Here is an 18,245-nt window from a genome sequence, read left to right as displayed (position 1 = left end):
GCCTTCGTGATCCGCCGATCGTGTCGGGCGATCAGCCCGAGTAGTACATGTCGAACTCGACCGGGTGCGGGGTCATTTCGAAGCGCTCGACCTCGGTCATCTTCAGCGCGATGTAGCTGTCGATGAAGTCGTCGTCGAACACGCCGCCGGCCTTCAGGAAGGCGCGGTCCTTGTCGAGGTTCTCGAGCGCCTCGCGGAGCGAGCCGCAGACGGTCGGGATCTGCTTCAGCTCTTCCTTCGGCAGGTCGTAGAGATCCTTGTCCATCGCCGGGCCCGGATCGAGCTTGTTCTTCACGCCGTCGAGGCCGGCCATCAGCATCGCGGCGAAGCCGAGATAGGGGTTGGCCATCGGATCGGGGAAGCGGACCTCGACGCGCTTGGCCTTCGGCGAGGAAGTGTAGGGGATGCGGCACGAGGCCGAGCGGTTGCGCGCGGAGTAGGCGAGCAGCACCGGCGCCTCATAGCCCGGGACCAGACGCTTGTAGGAGTTGGTCGACGGGTTGGTGAAGGCGTTGATCGCCTTGGCGTGCTTGATGATGCCGGCGATGTAGGACAGGCAGGTCTCCGACAGGTCGGAATACTTGTTGCCTGCGAACACCGGCTTGCCGTCCTTCCAGATCGACTGGTGGACGTGCATGCCCGAGCCGTTGTCACCATAGACCGGCTTCGGCATGAAGGTGGCGGTCTTGCCGTAGATGTGCGCGACCTGGTGGATGCAGTACTTGTAGATCTGCATCTGGTCGGCCATCAGGGTCAGCGTGTCGAACTTCATGCCGAGCTCGTGCTGGGCGGAAGCGACCTCGTGATGGTGCTTCTCGACCTTGACGCCCATGCGCGCCATCGCGCCGAGCATCTCCGAGCGCATGTCCTGCACCGAGTCCTGCGGCGGCACCGGGAAGTAGCCGGCCTTGGTGCGGATGCGGTGGCCGAGATTGCCGCCCTCATACTCGGTGTCCGAGTTGATCGGCAGCTCGGAGGAGTCGAGGCGGAAGCCGGTGTTGTAGGGCGAGGAGCTGTAGCGGACGTCGTCGAACACGAAGAACTCGGCCTCCGGGCCGACGAACACGCTGTCGCCCACGCCCATCGACTTCACCATCGCCTCGGCCTTCTTGGCGATGCCGCGGGGGTCGCGATTGTACGGCTCGCCGGTGGTCGGCTCGAGCACGTCGCAGGTGATGATCATGGTGGTTTCGGCGAAGAACGGATCGATCGTCGCGGTGACCGGGTCGGGCATCAGGCACATGTCGGATTCATTGATCGCCTTCCAGCCGGCGATCGAGGAGCCGTCGAACATGGTGCCTTCGGCAAAAATGTCTTCGTCGATCATGCTGACGTCGAAGGTGACGTGCTGCCACTTGCCCCGCGGGTCGGTGAAGCGGAGGTCGACATATTTGACGTCGTTGTCCTTGATTGCTTTCAAGACGTCCTTGGCGGTCTTCATGAATACCCCTCTTGGCTTATAACGTCACGGCCCGGCGCGGGACGGCGTCCGCGGGTCATGCTCCATTAGCCTCGCGCGGGGACCAAGACAATATCGGAAACGCCAAAACGGCCGCGTGCAAGCGCCTCGCAGAGGACGCCTGAGCTGCCGTGAGGGCTGCTGGCGCAGCAAACGTTCTGTGCAGGGCCCGGAGCGGACGGTCCGTTCCAGGCCCCGGGTCAGGCTAGATCGCGTCCAGACCGGATTCGCCGGTTCGGATGCGGATCGCTTCCTCGATGTTGGACACGAAGATCTTGCCGTCGCCGATGCGGCCGGTCTGGGCGGCGCGGCGGATCGCCTCGATCGCACGCTCGACCAGGTCGTCGCCGATCACGATCTCGATCTTCACCTTGGGCAGGAAATCGACGATGTATTCGGCGCCCCGGTACAGCTCGGCATGACCCTTCTGCCGGCCAAAACCCTTGGCTTCGGTGACGGTGATGCCCTGAAGTCCCACTTCCTGAAGCGCCTCCTTCACCTCGTCGAGCTTGAACGGCTTGATGATGGCTTCGATCTTCTTCACTGAGCGCCTCCCGGGCATTCCGCTATAAACAACAGGTGGGTCATCGTCAGGCTGCGCCCACGCGCAGGTCGTTCGATCATTTCGCTACCGGGCCCGACACTCTCCGGCGGAGGCCGGGTGATTGACTGCCCGACTTGCCCCGTGCCGAAGTGGCTCCACAAAAGCAGGGTCTATGCCAAGTCGTTAACGGGCCCAAATAGGGCCGATAATCAGGCATTTCACGAGCGCCCTGACGATTCCCTCAAGGAACGTCTAGAATACCGGAGCCTTGAGATTAGGCAAACAGATCAAACGTTGTGCAGACATCGACGATCCAGACGCGCGCTGTCCGAAATGCCCAGGGAAAAGGCGACATGCCGGGTTTCGTCGCGTCTTGCCAGACGCGCAGCGCCCTTGGAAGTTGCGGGCCGGCGCGGCAATAGGAAGCGCGGGATTCGCGCGCGCCGGCTCCTCGGGACGGGGCGCCGACGCCCGCTGAGACGCGATGGGGACGATATCACGCAGCCGGCGCTAGACGGCGGCTGGGGACGAGAGCGGCGATGGAAATCTTGACCACGAGCGAAATGGAGCGCGCCGACCGGCTGACGATCGCAGCCGGCACGCCGGGCTTTTCGCTGATGCTGAGCGCCGGCCAGGCAGTGGCCGAGGCGGCCATGGACCTGGTCGAGACCGGGCCGATCGTGGTGGTCTGCGGGCCGGGCAACAATGGCGGCGACGGCTTCGTTGCCGCGGCCGAACTCGCCGCGCAGGGCAGGGACGTCTCGGTCATCCTGATGTGCGAGCGCGACGCGTTGCACGGCGACGCGGCCTCCGCCGCCAAGGGCTGGAAGTTTCCGGTGCTGCCGTTCACGCCGCAGGCGATCGGCAGGCCGGCGCTGATCATCGACGCGCTGTTCGGCGCCGGCCTCAGCCGGCCCGTCACCGGCGAGCCTCATGACGTCATCGCAGCGATCAACGGCAATGGCGCGCCGGTGCTCGCGGTCGACCTGCCGAGCGGCATCAACGGCACCACGGGCGCGGTGATGGGCATCGCAGTCCGCGCCACCGAGACGGTGACCTTCTTCCGCAAGAAGCCGGCGCATCTGCTGCTGCCGGGCCGCCAGCATTGCGGGCGCGTCCGGCTCGCCGACATCGGCATCGCTCCCCAGGTGCTCGCGGAGATCAGGCCGCAGGCCTTCGAGAACGATCCCGAGCTGTGGCAGGGCCATTTTCCGGTGCCACGCATCGACGGCCACAAATACGCCCGCGGGCACGTGCTGGCGATGTCCGGCGACGTCACCGCCACGGGCGCGGCGCGGATGGCCGCGCGGGCCGCGTTGCGGGCCGGCGCCGGCCTCGTCACGCTGGCCTCGCCGCGGGATGCGCTGGCGGTCAATGCCGCGGCGCTGACGGCGGTGATGGTGCGCGCCGCCGACACCGCGATCGCGTTCGGCGAATTGCTCGGCGACAAGCGCTACAACACCTGCATCATCGGGCCCGGCACCGGCGTCAGCGAGCGCACGCGCGACCTCGTCTACACCGCGCTCACGGCGCAGCGTCACCTCGTGCTCGATGCCGACGCGTTGACGAGCTTCGCCGATGCGCCGGAGCGGCTGTTCGAGCAGCTCAGGGCGATGGCCGAGGCGCAGATCGTGCTGACACCGCACGAGGGCGAGTTCCCCCGGCTGTTCTCCGATCTCAGCAACAAGCATCCCGGCCGCTCCAAGCTGGAGCGCGTCCGCGCGGCAGCGGTGCGCTGCGGCGCCGTGGTGCTGTTGAAGGGCGCCGACACGACGGTGGCCGCGCCCGACGGCCGCGCCGCAATCGCCGCCAACGCACCGCCCTGGCTCGCCACCGCCGGCGCCGGCGACGTGCTCGCCGGCATCATCGCCGGCATGCTGGCGCAGGGTGTGCCGGCGTTCGAGGCCGCCTGCATCGGCGTCTGGATGCATGGCGAGGCGGGCAACGAGGCGGGGCCGGGGCTGATTGCCGAGGACCTGACGGAGACGCTGCCCGCGGTGTTCCGGCGGCTCTATGACCGGTTCGGGATCGAGTATTGAGCAGGGCGAGCCGTCGCCCGGCAGACACTGTCATGCCCGCCACCGGGTCTCGCCTTTGGCGAGCCCGATGACAGGCTCCAGCGGGCATCCAGTACGCCGCGGCCCATAGATTCAATCGCGGCCGCTTCGGCGTACTGGATCGCCCGGTCAACCCCGGGCGATGACAGTTGTGGTTGCGGTGACGTCGGACCGTCTAGCTAACGCTGGTCGGCTCACGTGACCTGATACTTCGCCACCGCGCTCTCGTTCCACGCGAGCCCGAGGCCCGGGCCCTTCGCCGTCACCTTGCCGTCAATCACCTGCAGCGGCTCGGCGAGAATGGCGCCGGCGAAGTCCAGCACCTCCAGCCAGTGTGCCGTCGGCGTCACCGCCAGGACATGCGCGCTCGCCTCGGGCAGGATGTGGCTCGACATCGGGATCGAGGCGGCATCGGCCTGACCCGCGACGTTGAGCCAGCCGGTGATGCCGCCGACCTTCATCAGGTCGGGCATGATGAAGTCGGACGCGCCGGCCGCGATTGCCTCGGCAAAGCCGCGCGGAAACCACCAGTTCTCGCCGGCCTGGATCGGGATCTCCGACCGCTCGCGCACCCGGGCATGGCCGGAGAGATTCTCCTGCGGCACCGGCTCCTCGATCCAGGTCAGGCCGTAATCCGCAAGGCGCGTGATTCTGCGCGTGGCTTCCGGGGGATCGAGCGACTGGTTGAAGTCGAGCATCAGCGCCATGTCCGGGCCGAGCAAAGCGCGCAGGCCCTTGATCATCGCTTCGTCGGTCGCGAGATCGCCATGACCGCCCTTGGTCTTGATGGCGCGGAAGCCGTGCTCGTCGCGCGCGGCGCGCAAGATGCGCTCGTCGTCCTTTGCATCGAGCACGCCATAGCTGTCATAGGCCGGAATCGGCCGCGCCGTGCCGCCGAGCAGCTCGACGACGGGCTTGCCGGCGAGCTGACCGAGCGCGTCCCAGAACGCCATGTCGAGGCCCGAGACGGCCATGCCGACGAGGCCCTGCCAGCCGAGCAGGCGGAATTTGGCGTCCATGAGTTTCATCAGGTCGAACGGGACCAGGGCCTGGCCATTGAGCTCGCGGCCGATCTCCTCGACCAGATGCAGTAGCGGTTTCAACGCGATCCTGGTGTAAGCGAACAGGTAGGAGTGGCCGGTAACCCCCTGATCGGTGGCGACGTCGATCAGCACCAGCGGTCCGGAGTCGATGATGCCGAACGCGTTGCGCAAGGGGCGCTTCATGGGCGTGATCACGGCGCGCGCCGTGACCCCGGTGATGGCAGCGATGGTCATGGGGACTGTTCCCTCAGGTTCGTTTCCTCACCGGATCTCATACCATCGCAGCAGGCGCGGCGCTGCCCAGCTGGTCGCCATGCTCTCGACCAGGAACCGGCCGGACTGCTCGGCAAGGAACGCAATGCGCTGGGTCTGGCCGGCCTCCAGTGCCAGCGTGTCGAGCCAATAGGGCTTCCAGCCGTCGTCGAGCTGGTCGAGCAGCCGGAACGGCTGGCCGTGCAAATGGACCACACGGGAGGCGGCGGTCTTGTTGGTGAGGGCCAGCACGACCACCCGGCCGGCCTTCGCCTGCAAGGCGGGTTCGGCGGTGGCGCTGAACTGGCCGGGTGGTCGCCACTCGGCGCCGTCGAGAGCGAGTTCGGCCCGAACGGCCGTCTTGAGGTCCAGTCTGTCCGGCAAGCCGTTCGACGGCAAAGCTGGCGCCGGCGGCAGTGGGGCGGCACGGAGTGGCGGCTCGCTCGCCGTCACCAGCCGGGCGATGGGGCGCGCATTGCTGCCGTCGTGCAATAGCACGTCGAGCGCCGTCCTGGCCGCGGGCATGTCGATGAACACATCGGTCCGGCCGCCGGGCGGCAGCACCACGGCGCCGTTGCGCGCCAGGAAAGGCTCGGCCGGCTGGCCGTCGATGGCCATCACGCGGACGGCGTCGAGGTCGGCGATTTTGATCGCGATCACAGCGCGTTGACAGCCATTGATGAACCGCAGCCTGACCCGCGCATGGGTCCGCAGCGCGATCTCGGGCTGGGTCTGCCCATTGACGGTGTAGAGGAGCTCGGCGTCCGTCGCCTCGGTTCCCGGCGCAACCGCGGTGCCGTCGGCCTTGAGCCTGAAGTCCTCGATCAGGAAAACCTCGTCGCGGTCGACAGTTACCGTCGCGGCCTCATCGACGATGACAGGCAGCGGGCGGATCGCCACGACGTCGGCCAGCAGCCGCAGGTCGAGCAGGCCGGTCCCGGCCCGCGACGCCAGGGCTGGAATGGTGGCCCGGCCGCCGGGGCCGATCTCCGCCTGCGCCAGCAGCGGGGCGGGCAAAGCGAGGCCGCGGCTGGACAGCGCGGCGGGGATCGTAAGGCCATTCGAAAGGTCGAGATCCAGGGCCGTGCCGCGGGCAAGCCGGACCACCGGGGCCGGTGCTGCCAGCCGCCAGAGCGGGCTGGCCGCGCGTCCCTGGGCCAGCACGAGAGATTCGCCGCGAGCGTTCAACGAAACCGAGATTCGGCGAGCGGCCCGCGCCGGGCGGGCAAACGAGGCCGCGCCGGCTGCCGCGAGGCCGCCGAGCAGGGCGCGGCGGCTGAGCCCCTCCGACGATTCCGTCATGCGACAAAACATCGTGCAATGAGGGGGATGCGGATCATGCTGTTTTCCCTTATCTGTGCGTTCGACACGGTCGATCGGCCTGCCGGTGGTGCTTTCGACAGCCCATTTTTTTGCTGCGGACGGTTTCGTGCGTGGTATAAGCCGCGCCGCCCGCGGCACCGCGGCCGGGCTATCGATGCAGTTCACGCGGGCGTGGCGGAACTGGTAGACGCGCTGGATTTAGGTTCCAGTGACGAAAGTTGTGGGGGTTCGAGTCCCTCCGCCCGCACCAAGCGCTTCTCCGGCGTTTGCCCCTAGTTTTACCGGCGAACCCGTTCTCTCGCACAGAGAAGCGGGGCCGCCGATCCCACCGACGCAAGGCCCTTTGCCGCGCGTCGTCCACAATTGAGTCAGATGTGTCCGGATCGCAAGGGTCCGGACCGAAGCGGAAGAAGATTGACGCCATGCAGGTCACAGAAACCTTGTCGGAAGGCTTGAAGCACGAGTTCCAGATCAGCGTTCCGGCGGCGGATCTCGACGCCAAGGCGGATGCCAAGCTGGTCGATCTCAAGGACAAGGTCCGCATCAACGGCTTCCGCCCCGGCAAGGTGCCGGTCGCGCATCTGAAGAAGATCTACGGCAAGTCGGTCATGGCCGAGACCATCGACCAGACCATCCGCGACACCAACACGCAGATCTTCACCGAGCGCGGCTTCCGCCTGGCCACCGAGCCCAAGGTGACGATGCCGACCGAGGAAGCCGAGGTCGAGAAGATCCTCGCTGGCGAGTCCGACCTGACCTACACCGTGGCCGTCGAGGTCGTGCCGGCGATCGCGCTCGCCGACTTCAAGACCTTCTCGGTCGAAAAGCCGGTGGCCGACATCACCGACGCCGACGTCGACGAGGCGATCAAGCGCCTGGCCGATGCCAACCGTAGCTACGCCGCCAAGGCCGATGGCGCGAAGGCCGAGAACGGCGACCGCGTGAAGATCAACTTCAAGGGCACGATCGACGGCGTCGCCTTCGAGGGCGGCACCGGCGAGGGCATCGACGTCGTTATCGGCTCCAACACCTTCATCCCCGGTTTCGAGGACCAACTGGTCGGCATCGGCGTCGGCGAGACCCGTACGCTCAAGGTCACGTTCCCGACCAACTACCTGAACAACGAGCTCGCCGGTAAGGCCGCGGAGTTCGAGACCACGGCGACCGCGATCGAGGCGCCGGAAGACAAGGTGGTGGACGACGAGTTCGCCAAGACGCTCGGCCTGGAATCGCTCGACAAGCTGAAGCAGCTGATGCGCGATCGTCTCGCCGGCGAGTTCAGCCAGGCGACCCGCCAGCGCGTCAAGCGCGCGCTGCTCGACCGTCTCGACGAGACCCATAAGTTCGATGCGCCGCCGTCGTTGATCGACGAGGAGTTCAACCTGATGTGGAACTCGGTCAAGGCCGAGATGGATTCCAGCGGCAAGACCTTCGCCGACGAGAACACCACCGAGGACAAGGCGAAGGAGGAGTACCGCACCATCGCCGACCGCCGCGTGCGCCTCGGCCTCGTGCTCTCCGAGATCGGCGAGAAGAACAAGATCACCGTGACCGACGACGAGGTCAGCCGCGCCGTGATCGAGCGTGCGCGCTCGATGCCGGGCCGCGAGAAGGAGGTCTGGGACTTCTATCGCAGCAACCCGCAGGCGCTCGCGCAGCTGCGCGCGCCGATCTACGAGGACAAGGTCGTCGACTTCATCCTCGAGCTCGCCAATGTGACCGAGAAGAAGGTCTCCAAGGACGAGCTGTTCAAGGACGACGACAGCGACAAGGCGGCCTGAAAAGGCCGCCCATCGTAGGGTTCGCGACATAAGCGCGTGATTAAGGTTGACCGGCGAAAGCGCCGGTCAACCCGGTTCGGGTGCTGGCCGCCGCCGCGGGAATCAGCTTGAACAGAGCAACGACCTCGCTCGCGGCTGGCCAGGGGCCCGGTCTTGTCACCGGCAAATTGGTCCATATCTGTGGGCTCGGTCTTGAAGTTCTGCATCACGGGACACCTGTCCGTCGCTGCTCGTTGAATGAGCCTCACCTGCGGCGGCCGGTCGTCTCAACTGCTGGTCCAACCCTTGGGTGATTCATGCGCGATCCCGTCGAAACCTATATGAACCTTGTGCCCATGGTGGTCGAACAGACCAACCGCGGTGAGCGCGCCTACGACATCTTCTCGCGCCTCCTGAAGGAGCGCATCATCTTCGTGACCGGTCCGGTCGAGGACGGCATGGCGACCCTGATCGTCGCGCAGCTGCTGTTCCTCGAGGCCGAGAACCCGAAGAAGGAAATCGCGATGTACATCAACTCGCCCGGTGGCGTGGTGACGTCGGGCCTCGCGATCTACGACACGATGCAATTCATCCGTCCGGCGGTGTCGACGCTGTGCACCGGCCAGGCGGCCTCGATGGGCTCGTTGCTGCTCTGTGCCGGCCACAAGGACATGCGCTTCTCGCTGCCGAACTCGCGCATCATGGTGCATCAGCCGTCCGGCGGGTTCCAGGGCCAGGCGACCGATATCATGCTGCACGCCCAGGAGATCCTGAACCTGAAGAAGCGGCTCAACGAGATCTACGTCAAGCACACCGGCCAGCCTTACAAGGCGATCGAGGACGCCCTGGAGCGCGACAAATTCCTCACGGCGGAAGCCGCCCAGGAGTTCGGCCTGATCGACAAGGTTCTCGACAAGCGGCCGGAAGATCCGGCGGCGATGGGCAAGTGAGCCCTCCGTAATAAACGAGGCGGGGTTCGTTTGACCCGCCTCGGAGCGCACAGCATCACCTTTGTCGGCCCGGGCCGGCAAAGGTACTGAGGTGGGGTCCCAAAAGGGTCGCAACCTTGCCGTGCGGCCGGCAAATAGGCGTGGCAAACACGCAACGCTCCGCTGATTTCGCGTGCTCTTACCGTGTCAAGCCCCAAAATCACGGTAATGTCACGGTCTAGGGTCTGTGCTCCGATTAGCGAATTCTTGATAGTCGGATGACAGCATGATTGGCTAGAGTGTCCAGTTATGGATCGTGGGGGATTCGCGTAGGTCGTGGGCGCACGACAGGTGAAGAACAAGGTGTTAATTTTGGTACGAAATTTGCTCTTTCACCAGTCTGGTCCGGCCCGTGCCGGATCGGAACGAACGAGCGGACAAGAGCGAACCGCGGACGGAGACAGGAATGAGTAAGGTCGGCACGAGCGACTCGAAGAACACGCTATATTGCTCGTTCTGCGGCAAGAGCCAGCACGAAGTCCGCAAACTGATCGCAGGTCCAACCGTCTTCATCTGCGACGAGTGCGTCGAACTCTGCATGGACATCATCCGCGAGGAGAACAAGTCCTCGCTGGTCAAGTCGCGCGACGGGATTCCGACCCCGAAGGAGATCTGCAAGGTCCTGGACGATTACGTCATCGGCCAGAACCACGCGAAGAAGGTGCTCTCGGTCGCCGTCCACAACCACTACAAGCGGCTGAATCACCAGACCAAGCACTCCGACGTCGAGCTCGCGAAGTCGAACATCCTGCTGATCGGTCCGACCGGATCGGGCAAGACGCTGCTCGCGCAGACGCTCGCCCGCATCCTGGACGTGCCGTTCACGATGGCTGATGCGACGACCCTGACCGAGGCCGGCTATGTCGGTGAGGACGTCGAGAACATCATCCTGAAGCTCTTGCAGGCGGCCGACTACAATGTCGAGCGCGCGCAGCGTGGCATTGTCTACATCGACGAGATCGACAAGATCAGTCGCAAGTCGGACAATCCCTCGATCACCCGCGACGTGTCGGGCGAGGGCGTCCAGCAGGCGCTGCTGAAGATCATGGAGGGCACGGTTGCGTCGGTCCCGCCGCAGGGCGGCCGCAAGCATCCGCAGCAGGAGTTCCTGCAGGTCGACACCACCAACATCCTGTTCATCTGCGGTGGTGCGTTCTCTGGCCTCGAGAAGATCATCTCGGCGCGCGGCCGGTCGACCTCGATCGGCTTCGCCGCCCAGGTTCTGGCGCCGGAAGACCGCCGCACCGGCGAGATCTTCCGTCACGTCGAGCCTGAGGATCTCCTGAAGTACGGCCTGATCCCCGAGTTCGTCGGCCGTCTGCCGGTCGTTGCGACGCTCGAGGACCTCGACGAGAACTCGCTCAAGAAGATCCTGACCGAGCCCAAGAACGCGCTGGTGAAGCAGTATCAGCGGCTGTTCGAGATGGAGAACATCGAGCTCACCTTCGCCGACGAAGCTCTGGGCGCGGTGGCCCGCAAGGCCATCGAGCGCAAGACCGGCGCGCGTGGTCTGCGGTCGATCCTCGAGAGCATCCTGCTTGAGACGATGTTCGACCTGCCGGGCCTCGAGGGCGTCGAGGAAGTGGTCATCTCGCGCGAAGTGGTCGAGGGCACCGCCCGTCCGCTCTACATCTACGCCGATCGGTCCGATCGCGCGGTGGAAAGCAGCGCCAGCGCGTGAGGCGCGCTGGTACGAGAGACAGAAGACCTCGATTTATTAGATCGGCGATCGCCGCGGACATCATGTCCGCGGCATCGCAGCGTTTCAGAGTCCCGCCGCGTAAAGCCATTTTTGGCGGGTGTTTACCGATACTTGACACCCCCCGGGTCGATAGCCACCTAATGTCGCGTGGCGATACAAATCTCAATCCCGGGATTCGCCTCAACAACGATCCGAAACAAGCGGGCGATATCGACGCGTCAGTGAAGTCCGGATCAGATCGCACCTTGTGGCGGTTGCGCACGATGGCGGACTGCGTGCAAGGGGGCTAAACAAAAGGAACAGGCCATGACGACCCCCAAACCCCGGCCGACCATCGTTTACGGCGAGAGCCACGCCTATCCGGTTCTGCCGCTCCGCGACATCGTCGTCTTCCCGCACAACATCGTTCCGCTGTTCGTCGGCCGCGAGAAATCCATCCGCGCCCTCGAAGAGGTGATGAAGAACGACGCGCTGGTGATGCTGGCGACGCAGAAGAACGCGTCCGACGACGATCCAGCTCCGGATGCGATCTACGAGACCGGGACGCTCGCCAGCGTGCTGCAACTCCTGAAGCTGCCCGACGGCACCGTGAAGGTGCTGGTCGAAGGCCTGGAGCGCGCGCGCGTCGAGAAGTACACCGATCGCGCCGACTACTACGAAGCCACTGCCGTTGCGCTCGAGGACACCGACGCCAAGTCGGTCGAGGCCGAAGCGCTGGGCCGCTCCGTCGTGTCGGACTTCGAGAGCTATGTGAAGCTGAACAAGAAGATCTCGGCCGAGGTCGTCGGCGTCGTTCAGTCGATCACCGATTTCGGCAAGCTGGCCGACACCGTCGCCTCGCATCTCGCCGTCAAGATCGCGGATCGCCAGGGCATCCTGGAGACGCTGTCCGTCACCACGCGCCTGGAGAAGGTGCTTGGCCTGATGGAGAGCGAGATCTCGGTGCTGCAGGTCGAGAAGCGCATCCGCTCGCGTGTGAAGCGCCAGATGGAGAAGACCCAGCGCGAGTACTACCTGAATGAGCAGATGAAGGCCATTCAGAAGGAGCTGGGCGACGAGGACGGCCGTGACGAGCTCGCCGATCTGGAAGAGCGCATCAACAAGACCAAGCTCTCCAAGGAAGCGCGCGAGAAGGCCCAGCACGAGCTGAAGAAGCTGCGCCAGATGTCGCCGATGTCCGCGGAAGCGACCGTCGTGCGCAACTACCTGGATTGGCTGCTGTCGATCCCGTGGAACAAGAAGTCCAAGGTGAAGAAGGATCTGGAGGCCGCTCAGGCGGTTCTGGATGCGGATCACTATGGGCTGGAGAAGGTCAAGGACCGCATCGTCGAGTACCTGGCGGTGCAGTCGCGCGCCAACAAGCTGACCGGCCCGATCCTGTGCCTGGTCGGACCTCCCGGCGTCGGCAAGACCTCGCTCGGCAAGTCGATCGCGAAGGCCACGGGGCGCGAGTTCGTTCGCGTGTCGCTGGGCGGCGTGCGCGACGAGGCGGAGATCCGCGGTCATCGCCGGACCTATATCGGCTCGATGCCCGGCAAGATCATCCAGTCGATGCGCAAGGCCAAGACCTCGAATCCGCTCTTCCTGCTGGACGAGATCGACAAGATGGGCTCGGACTTCCGGGGTGATCCCTCGTCGGCGCTGCTGGAGGTCCTGGACCCCGAGCAGAACACGACGTTCAACGATCACTATCTGGAGGTCGACTACGACCTGTCGAACGTGATGTTCATCACGACCGCGAATACGCTGAATATTCCCGGACCGCTGATGGACCGCATGGAGATCATCCGCATCGCGGGCTACACCGAGACCGAAAAGCTCGAGATCGCCCGCAAGCACCTGATCCCCAGCGCGATCTCGAAGCACGGCCTGGACTCGAAGGAGTGGTCGATCGACGACGACGCGTTGCTGCTCGTGATCCGGCGCTACACCCGCGAAGCGGGCGTGCGTAATCTGGAGCGTGAGATTTCCACACTGGCCCGCAAGGCCGTGAAGGAGCTCATGATGTCCAAGAAGAAGTCGGTGAAGATCACCGAGAAGACCGTCGAGGAATTCTTGGGTGTTCCGAAGTACCGCTTCGGCGAGATCGAGAGCGACGATCAGGTCGGCATCGTGACGGGCTTGGCCTGGACCGATGTCGGTGGCGAGCTGCTGACGATCGAAGGCGTCATGATGCCCGGCAAGGGCAAGATGACGGTGACGGGCAATCTGCGCGACGTCATGAAGGAGTCGATCTCGGCGGCGGCCTCGTTCGTCCGCTCGCGGGCGATCAACTACGGCATCGAGCCGCCGCTGTTCGACCGGCGTGACATCCACGTCCACGTGCCGGAGGGAGCAACCCCGAAGGACGGACCGTCGGCGGGCGTCGCGATGGCGACGACCATCATCTCGGTGATGACCGGCATCCCGGTCCGTCACGACGTCGCGATGACCGGCGAGATCACCTTGCGTGGTCGTGTGCTGCCGATCGGCGGTCTGAAGGAGAAGCTGTTGGCTGCGGCCCGCGGCGGCATCAAGACGGTGCTGATCCCCGAGGACAACGCCAAGGATCTCACGGAGATTTCCGATGCGATCAAGGGCGGCATGGAGATCATCCCGGTCGCCCGTCTCGACGACGTCGTCGCCCGGGCCCTGGTCCGCAAGCCGGTGCCGATCGTCTGGGAAGAGGACACCAAGGTGCCCGTGAAGGCCGATGGCGACGAAGCCGCCGGCGGCCTGACCGCCCACTGACGACCGAACAGAACAAGGAAACGGCGCCCGAACGGCGCCGTTTTCGTTTGCGGGATCGAGCCACTGACTTCGAGCGTGCGGGGTCTGCCCCACCGTTCCCGCTGCGGCGGTTTCTCGCTGCCGCCGCGTGGTTCCGGCGTTGATTGCGGATCGGGCAGGGGGTAAAGAAGCGCGACGTGAGGGCGGCTAGCTCAGCTGGTTAGAGCATCTCGTTTACACCGAGAGGGTCGGGAGTTCGAATCTCTCGCCGCCTACCACTCGGATCTGCCGGCAGGCGCGCTCGAATTGCGGTGGCTATTGCGGCAGGCGCTGTTTTTCCAGGCTGACCGCGATCCTTTCCAGAAGCGTGTTCGTACGTCTGGTTTCATCGATCTGCTGCTCGTAGAGCTGAACCACCTTCGCGCTGGGACCCAATCCGCCGCGACGGCTGAGCAAGAACCAAACCCCGATCAGGAAGATGAAGGGAAGCCAGGAGACGATCAGCTCCACGACCCATTGTTGCATGACGACCCATTCCCCCATTTGAACCTCTGTCAGAGGTAGCAGGATGGCTATACCGCAGCCTCGTGGTGAAGCGTAGGTGCTGCGGGACGTCGCCGTGGGACAGGGTTTAGAATCCTTTTCGGCGGCCACTACGAAGTGTCAGAACGATTTCGCGTGGTGACCAGCTCTTCTTCGGCTAGCTTCGCGCGGGGTGAAACATCGCGGACGAAACGATGACCGACTTCCTGCGTCACTGCACAGGCGGACACGAACGCATCATCGCGGCTGGCTCCGACCTGCTGGAGGAGGGCCACAGCACCGGGCATCTCTACATCCTGCTGGACGGGCGGCTGGAGGTCATCAAGGCCGGGGCCACGGTGGCCGTCGTCTCCGAGCCGGGTGCGCTGTTCGGCGAGATGTCGCTGCTGCTGGAGCAGCCGCACACGGCGACCGTGCGGGCGCTTGCCGAGTGCCGGATCTATGAGATCCCCAATGCGCCGCGCTTCTTGGCCGAGAATCCCGAGGCGACGCTGGCGATCGCGCGCATGCTGGCGCAGCGGCTCAATGTCGCCAATACCTATCTGGCCGACCTCAAGCGGCAATATGCCGGCCATGGCACGCACCTCGCGATGGTCGGCGACGTCCTGCAGAGCATGGTCAACCTGCCGCCGCAGCAGGTCTCGCCAGGAACGGATCTGGAATCCGATCCACGGCTCTGAGCCAGTCGGGCGCCGCTGTCACCGGCTGGGCCGGGCGCTCCAGCCGTCCGGCGAGGTCGATCCATTCGGCCTGCCCCGCCGACAGCCAGAACGCGCGCCGGGCCTCGGTGTCGAGCACCATGTAGGTCGGCGGGCGCCCGGGCTGCCGTCCGGTGTTGAAGACCCAGGTCTCACCGACGCGATCGAACCAGGATCCGTTCGTGATGAAGGGCGACTGGTGGACGTGGCCGGAGATCACCATCGTTGGCCGATGGCGCGCGATGAAGCCTTCGAGCTCGGTGTCGCCGAAGAAGCGCTTGCCGCCCCAGCTCACCGGCGAGGCGGCCGGCGGCGCATGATGCACCCAGATCCAGCGTTCGGGTCTGCGTGCGGCGGCGGCTTCGAGCTGGCGCGTGATCGCGGCCTTCACGCGCGGGCCATCCCACCACGGGCAGACCGAGAACATGATGTCGCCAACCAGGAGATCGTCGCCATCGGAGGCGATGCCGAGCTCGCGGACCGTGCTGAGCCAAGCCGCGATCTTCTCGCCGTCCGCGCTACGCTCCTCCAGGTCGTGATTGCCGGAGCAGATCATCACGCGCGTCCTGGCGGCGAGCAGCCCGAGATACTTCTTCACGACGACGATCTGGGCGCGGATGTCCACGATCGAGGCAAGGTCGAGCGCATCGCCGGCGAACACCACCATGTCGAAATGCTCGGCCGCGGCGACCAGCCAGTCGAACTGCGGCAACGTGTAGTGAAGATCGGCAACGATGAGACAGCGCATGAGGCTCCTGACGCGCAGGATCGAAGCAAGAGCGGGACCATATTCTGCCCGGGCTATTGCATCTTGAAACTGCGGGCGCCGGCAAGACCAGGTCGTCCTCTGGTCTGTCGAGCTCGCCGGTATGATGTTGGCGCGAGCCATCGCGCGCTCGTGCCTTGACAGGCAAGACCCGCGCATGCGCGATGCCTACTCTCTCGATGATCTCAACCAGACAAGGCGCGTCATGCAATTGCCTTCAGGAGACGACCGCAACGCCGACCAGATCGCCTATTGGAACGGCCCGGGCGGACAGCGCTGGTCGGATCGCCAGGAGGCGCAGGACGTCCTGCTTGCGCCGGTGTCGCAGATCCTGATCGACCGCATCGCGGCCAGGCCGGGAGATCGTGTGCTCGACATCGGCTGTGGTTGTGGCGGCCTGTCGATCGCGCTGGCCGGGCAGGTGAGCCCGGGCGGGCATGTGCTCGGCGTCGACATTTCCGCGCCGATGCTGGCGCGGGCGCGGGCCGTCGCGCCGGCCGGGCTCGCCACCGAATTCGTGCTGGCCGACGCCACCGTGCATCCGTTCGCGCCGGCGAGCTTTGATCTGCTGGTGTCGCGGTTCGGGGTGATGTTCTTTGCCGATCCGGTGGCGTCGTTCGCCAACATCCGCCGCGCGCTGAAGCCGGGCGGCCGGGTCGTGTTCGCCTGCTGGCGCGAGCCGAAGGCCAATCCCTGGATGATTGCGCCGCTGCAGGCGGTCTATCGCCACGTCCCGAAGCTGCCGGAGATGGCGCCGGAGGATCCGGGTCCGTTCGCGTTCGCATCCGAGGCGCGGGTGACGCGGATCCTCGGCGAGGCCGGCTTCAGCGACGTCGCGCTGCAGGCACATCCGCTGTCACTCGACATCGCCCGCGGACAGGGTCTCGACGCGGCGGTGCAATCGGCCTTCGAGATCGGCCCCGCCAGCCGCGCGCTGGAAGGGCACCCGGCGGAGACGCGCGATGCGGCGCGTCTCTCGGTACGCGAGCTGCTCGCACAGCATCAGGATGGCGGCAGCGTCACGCTGTCGGGCTCGATCTGGCTGGTGACGGCGCGCGCCTGACGCGGCGCCGGACGGCGCTCAGGAGCGCTCTTCCCAGATCATCGCCAGATGGACGATGGTCTGCGCCGCCTTCTCCATGTCCTTGACGCTGACCCATTCGAGACGCGAGTGGAAGGCATGCTCGCCGGCGAAGATGTTGGGGCAGGGCAGGCCCATGAACGACAGCCGCGAACCGTCGGTGCCGCCGCGGATCGATGTCCGGACCGGCGTCAGTCCGGCGCGGCGGATCGCCTCCTCGGCATAGGTCACGATCTCCGGATGCCGGTCGATGACCTCCTTCATGTTGCGGTATTGCTGCCGGACCTCCATCCGATAGGTCGAGCGCGGATAGTCCTTCAGGACATCCCTGACGATGTCCTCGAGCAGCGCTTCCTTCTGCCGCAGGCCCTGCTCGCTGAAATCGCGCACGATGAAGTCGAGCCGCGCCTGTTCGAGCGCGCCGGAGATCCCGACCGGATGCAGGAAGCCTTCCTTGCCCTCCGTCGTCTCCGGCGAGCAGCCATCCTTCGGGAGCCGCTCGATGATCGCAGATGCGATCTTGATGGCGTGCTCCATCTTGCCCTTGGCAAAGCCGGGATGGGCGCTGACGCCGTTGATGAGGATGGTGGCGCCGTCGGCGGAGAAGGTCTCGTCCTCGATGTTGCCGGCGGTCTCGCCATCCATCGTATAGCCGAAGTCCGCGCCCAGCTTCTTCAGGTCGACCCTGTCGACGCCGCGGCCGATCTCCTCGTCCGGCGTGAAAAGGATCTTGATGGTGCCGTGCTTGATCTGCGGATTGCCGATCAGGAACTGCGCCGCGTCCATGATCTCGGCGATACCGGCCTTGTTGTCGGCCCCGAGCAGGGTCGTGCCGTCGGTGGTGACGATGTCGCTGCCGATCTGGTCCTTCAATGCAGGATGCTCAGCCGCACGGATGATCTGGCTCGGGTCTCCCGGCAGCACGATGTCGCCGCCCTGGTAGTTGCGTACGATCTGCGGCTTCACGTTCGCCCCGGAGCAGTCGGGCGACGTATCCATGTGCGAGCAGAAGCAGATCACCGGCACCGCCTTGTCGGTGGTGGCGGGGATGGTCGCGTAGACGTAGCCGTGGTCGTCCAGATGGGCGTCCGAAAGTCCCATCGCCTGGAGCTCGGCCGCCAGCAGCCGGCCGAGATTCTTCTGTTTGAGCGTCGAAGGGCAGGTCGGCGACGTCGGGTCCGACTGGGTGTCGATCACGGCATAGCGGAGCAGGCGCTCGGTGACGGAGTGGGTATAGCTGCGAAGCGGGTCGGACATGGGCACCACGAGAGAGAGAGAGAGAGAGAGAGAGAGAGAGAGAGAGAGAGAGAGAGAGAGAG

The 18,245-nt window shown here is 65.3% G+C and carries 14 protein-coding genes and 2 tRNA genes; 9 read left to right on the top strand and 7 right to left on the bottom strand.

What is annotated here, in order from left to right; translation table 11 throughout:
- Window positions 1–31: 31 nt before the first annotated feature.
- A complete protein-coding gene (gene glnA, locus ACQR2C_RS28830) occupies window positions 32–1,441 on the bottom strand; it encodes a type I glutamate--ammonia ligase (RefSeq protein ID WP_315799685.1) in 1,410 nt (469 codons plus the stop codon).
- 223 nt (window positions 1,442–1,664) lie between these two features.
- A complete protein-coding gene (locus ACQR2C_RS28825) occupies window positions 1,665–2,003 on the bottom strand; it encodes a P-II family nitrogen regulator (RefSeq protein ID WP_009027873.1) in 339 nt (112 codons plus the stop codon).
- Window positions 2,004–2,542: 539 nt separating this feature from the next.
- On the opposite strand from ACQR2C_RS28825, the gene ACQR2C_RS28820 reads away from it, so the two are divergent.
- Complete coding sequence (locus ACQR2C_RS28820; protein ID WP_315799686.1) at window positions 2,543–4,042, top strand: NAD(P)H-hydrate dehydratase; 1,500 nt, start codon at window positions 2,543–2,545, stop codon at window positions 4,040–4,042.
- A gap of 212 nt (window positions 4,043–4,254) precedes the next feature.
- Here ACQR2C_RS28820 and ACQR2C_RS28815 read toward each other — a convergent pair whose 3' ends face one another.
- Window positions 4,255–5,337: an enolase C-terminal domain-like protein gene (locus ACQR2C_RS28815; protein ID WP_434882629.1), complete on the bottom strand. Its 1,083-nt coding sequence runs from the start codon at window positions 5,335–5,337 to the stop codon at window positions 4,255–4,257.
- Window positions 5,338–5,364: 27 nt separating this feature from the next.
- Complete coding sequence (locus tag ACQR2C_RS28810; protein ID WP_434882661.1) at window positions 5,365–6,669, bottom strand: multicopper oxidase domain-containing protein; 1,305 nt, start codon at window positions 6,667–6,669, stop codon at window positions 5,365–5,367.
- A gap of 174 nt (window positions 6,670–6,843) precedes the next feature.
- On the opposite strand from ACQR2C_RS28810, the gene ACQR2C_RS28805 reads away from it, so the two are divergent.
- The 6 genes from ACQR2C_RS28805 (at window position 6,844) to ACQR2C_RS28780 (ending at window position 14,116) form a co-directional block, all read left to right on the top strand.
- Window positions 6,844–6,928 (top strand) — tRNA-Leu (locus tag ACQR2C_RS28805).
- A gap of 172 nt (window positions 6,929–7,100) precedes the next feature.
- Window positions 7,101–8,459 carry a trigger factor gene (tig, locus tag ACQR2C_RS28800; RefSeq protein ID WP_315799688.1) on the top strand — a complete coding sequence of 453 codons (1,359 nt, stop codon included), beginning with the start codon at window positions 7,101–7,103 and terminating at the stop codon, window positions 8,457–8,459.
- A 296-nt stretch (window positions 8,460–8,755) separates the two neighbouring features.
- A complete protein-coding gene (locus ACQR2C_RS28795) occupies window positions 8,756–9,388 on the top strand; it encodes an ATP-dependent Clp protease proteolytic subunit (RefSeq protein ID WP_172109612.1) in 633 nt (210 codons plus the stop codon).
- A gap of 445 nt (window positions 9,389–9,833) precedes the next feature.
- Window positions 9,834–11,108 (top strand): ATP-dependent Clp protease ATP-binding subunit ClpX, encoded by a 1,275-nt coding sequence (gene clpX, locus ACQR2C_RS28790; RefSeq protein WP_012044595.1) that lies wholly within the window; start codon window positions 9,834–9,836, stop codon window positions 11,106–11,108.
- 327 nt (window positions 11,109–11,435) lie between these two features.
- Entirely contained in the window at window positions 11,436–13,859 is a 2,424-nt protein-coding gene (gene lon, locus ACQR2C_RS28785) for an endopeptidase La (RefSeq protein WP_006611021.1), read from the top strand.
- A 180-nt stretch (window positions 13,860–14,039) separates the two neighbouring features.
- Window positions 14,040–14,116: transfer RNA gene (locus ACQR2C_RS28780), tRNA-Val, on the top strand.
- A 37-nt stretch (window positions 14,117–14,153) separates the two neighbouring features.
- On the opposite strand, the gene ACQR2C_RS28775 is transcribed toward ACQR2C_RS28780, so the two are convergent.
- A complete protein-coding gene (locus ACQR2C_RS28775) occupies window positions 14,154–14,363 on the bottom strand; it encodes a hypothetical protein (RefSeq protein WP_316217851.1) in 210 nt (69 codons plus the stop codon).
- Window positions 14,364–14,575: 212 nt separating this feature from the next.
- Between ACQR2C_RS28775 and ACQR2C_RS28770 the strand changes: the two genes are divergently transcribed.
- On the top strand, window positions 14,576–15,061 hold the full coding sequence (locus ACQR2C_RS28770; RefSeq protein ID WP_315799690.1) for a Crp/Fnr family transcriptional regulator: 486 nt from the start codon (window positions 14,576–14,578) through the stop codon (window positions 15,059–15,061).
- On the opposite strand, the gene ACQR2C_RS28765 is transcribed toward ACQR2C_RS28770, so the two are convergent.
- On the bottom strand, window positions 15,000–15,827 hold the full coding sequence (locus ACQR2C_RS28765) for a metallophosphoesterase (protein WP_434882628.1): 828 nt from the start codon (window positions 15,825–15,827) through the stop codon (window positions 15,000–15,002). The genes ACQR2C_RS28770 and ACQR2C_RS28765 overlap by 62 nt on opposite strands.
- A 223-nt stretch (window positions 15,828–16,050) precedes the next feature.
- On the opposite strand from ACQR2C_RS28765, the gene ACQR2C_RS28760 reads away from it, so the two are divergent.
- Window positions 16,051–16,908, top strand: a complete 858-nt coding sequence (locus ACQR2C_RS28760; protein WP_434882660.1) for a class I SAM-dependent methyltransferase — start codon at window positions 16,051–16,053, stop codon at window positions 16,906–16,908.
- A gap of 18 nt (window positions 16,909–16,926) precedes the next feature.
- Here ACQR2C_RS28760 and pepT read toward each other — a convergent pair whose 3' ends face one another.
- Window positions 16,927–18,183: a peptidase T gene (pepT, locus tag ACQR2C_RS28755; RefSeq protein ID WP_434882627.1), complete on the bottom strand. Its 1,257-nt coding sequence runs from the start codon at window positions 18,181–18,183 to the stop codon at window positions 16,927–16,929.
- Window positions 18,184–18,245 lie beyond the last annotated feature (62 nt).

Origin of the sequence: Bradyrhizobium sp. HKCCYLRH3061, assembly GCF_051168015.1 — a bacterium.
GTDB lineage: Bacteria > Pseudomonadota > Alphaproteobacteria > Rhizobiales > Xanthobacteraceae > Bradyrhizobium.
The sequence above is the reverse complement of the archived record's forward strand: the minus strand, read 5'-3'. Positions and strand labels throughout refer to the sequence as shown.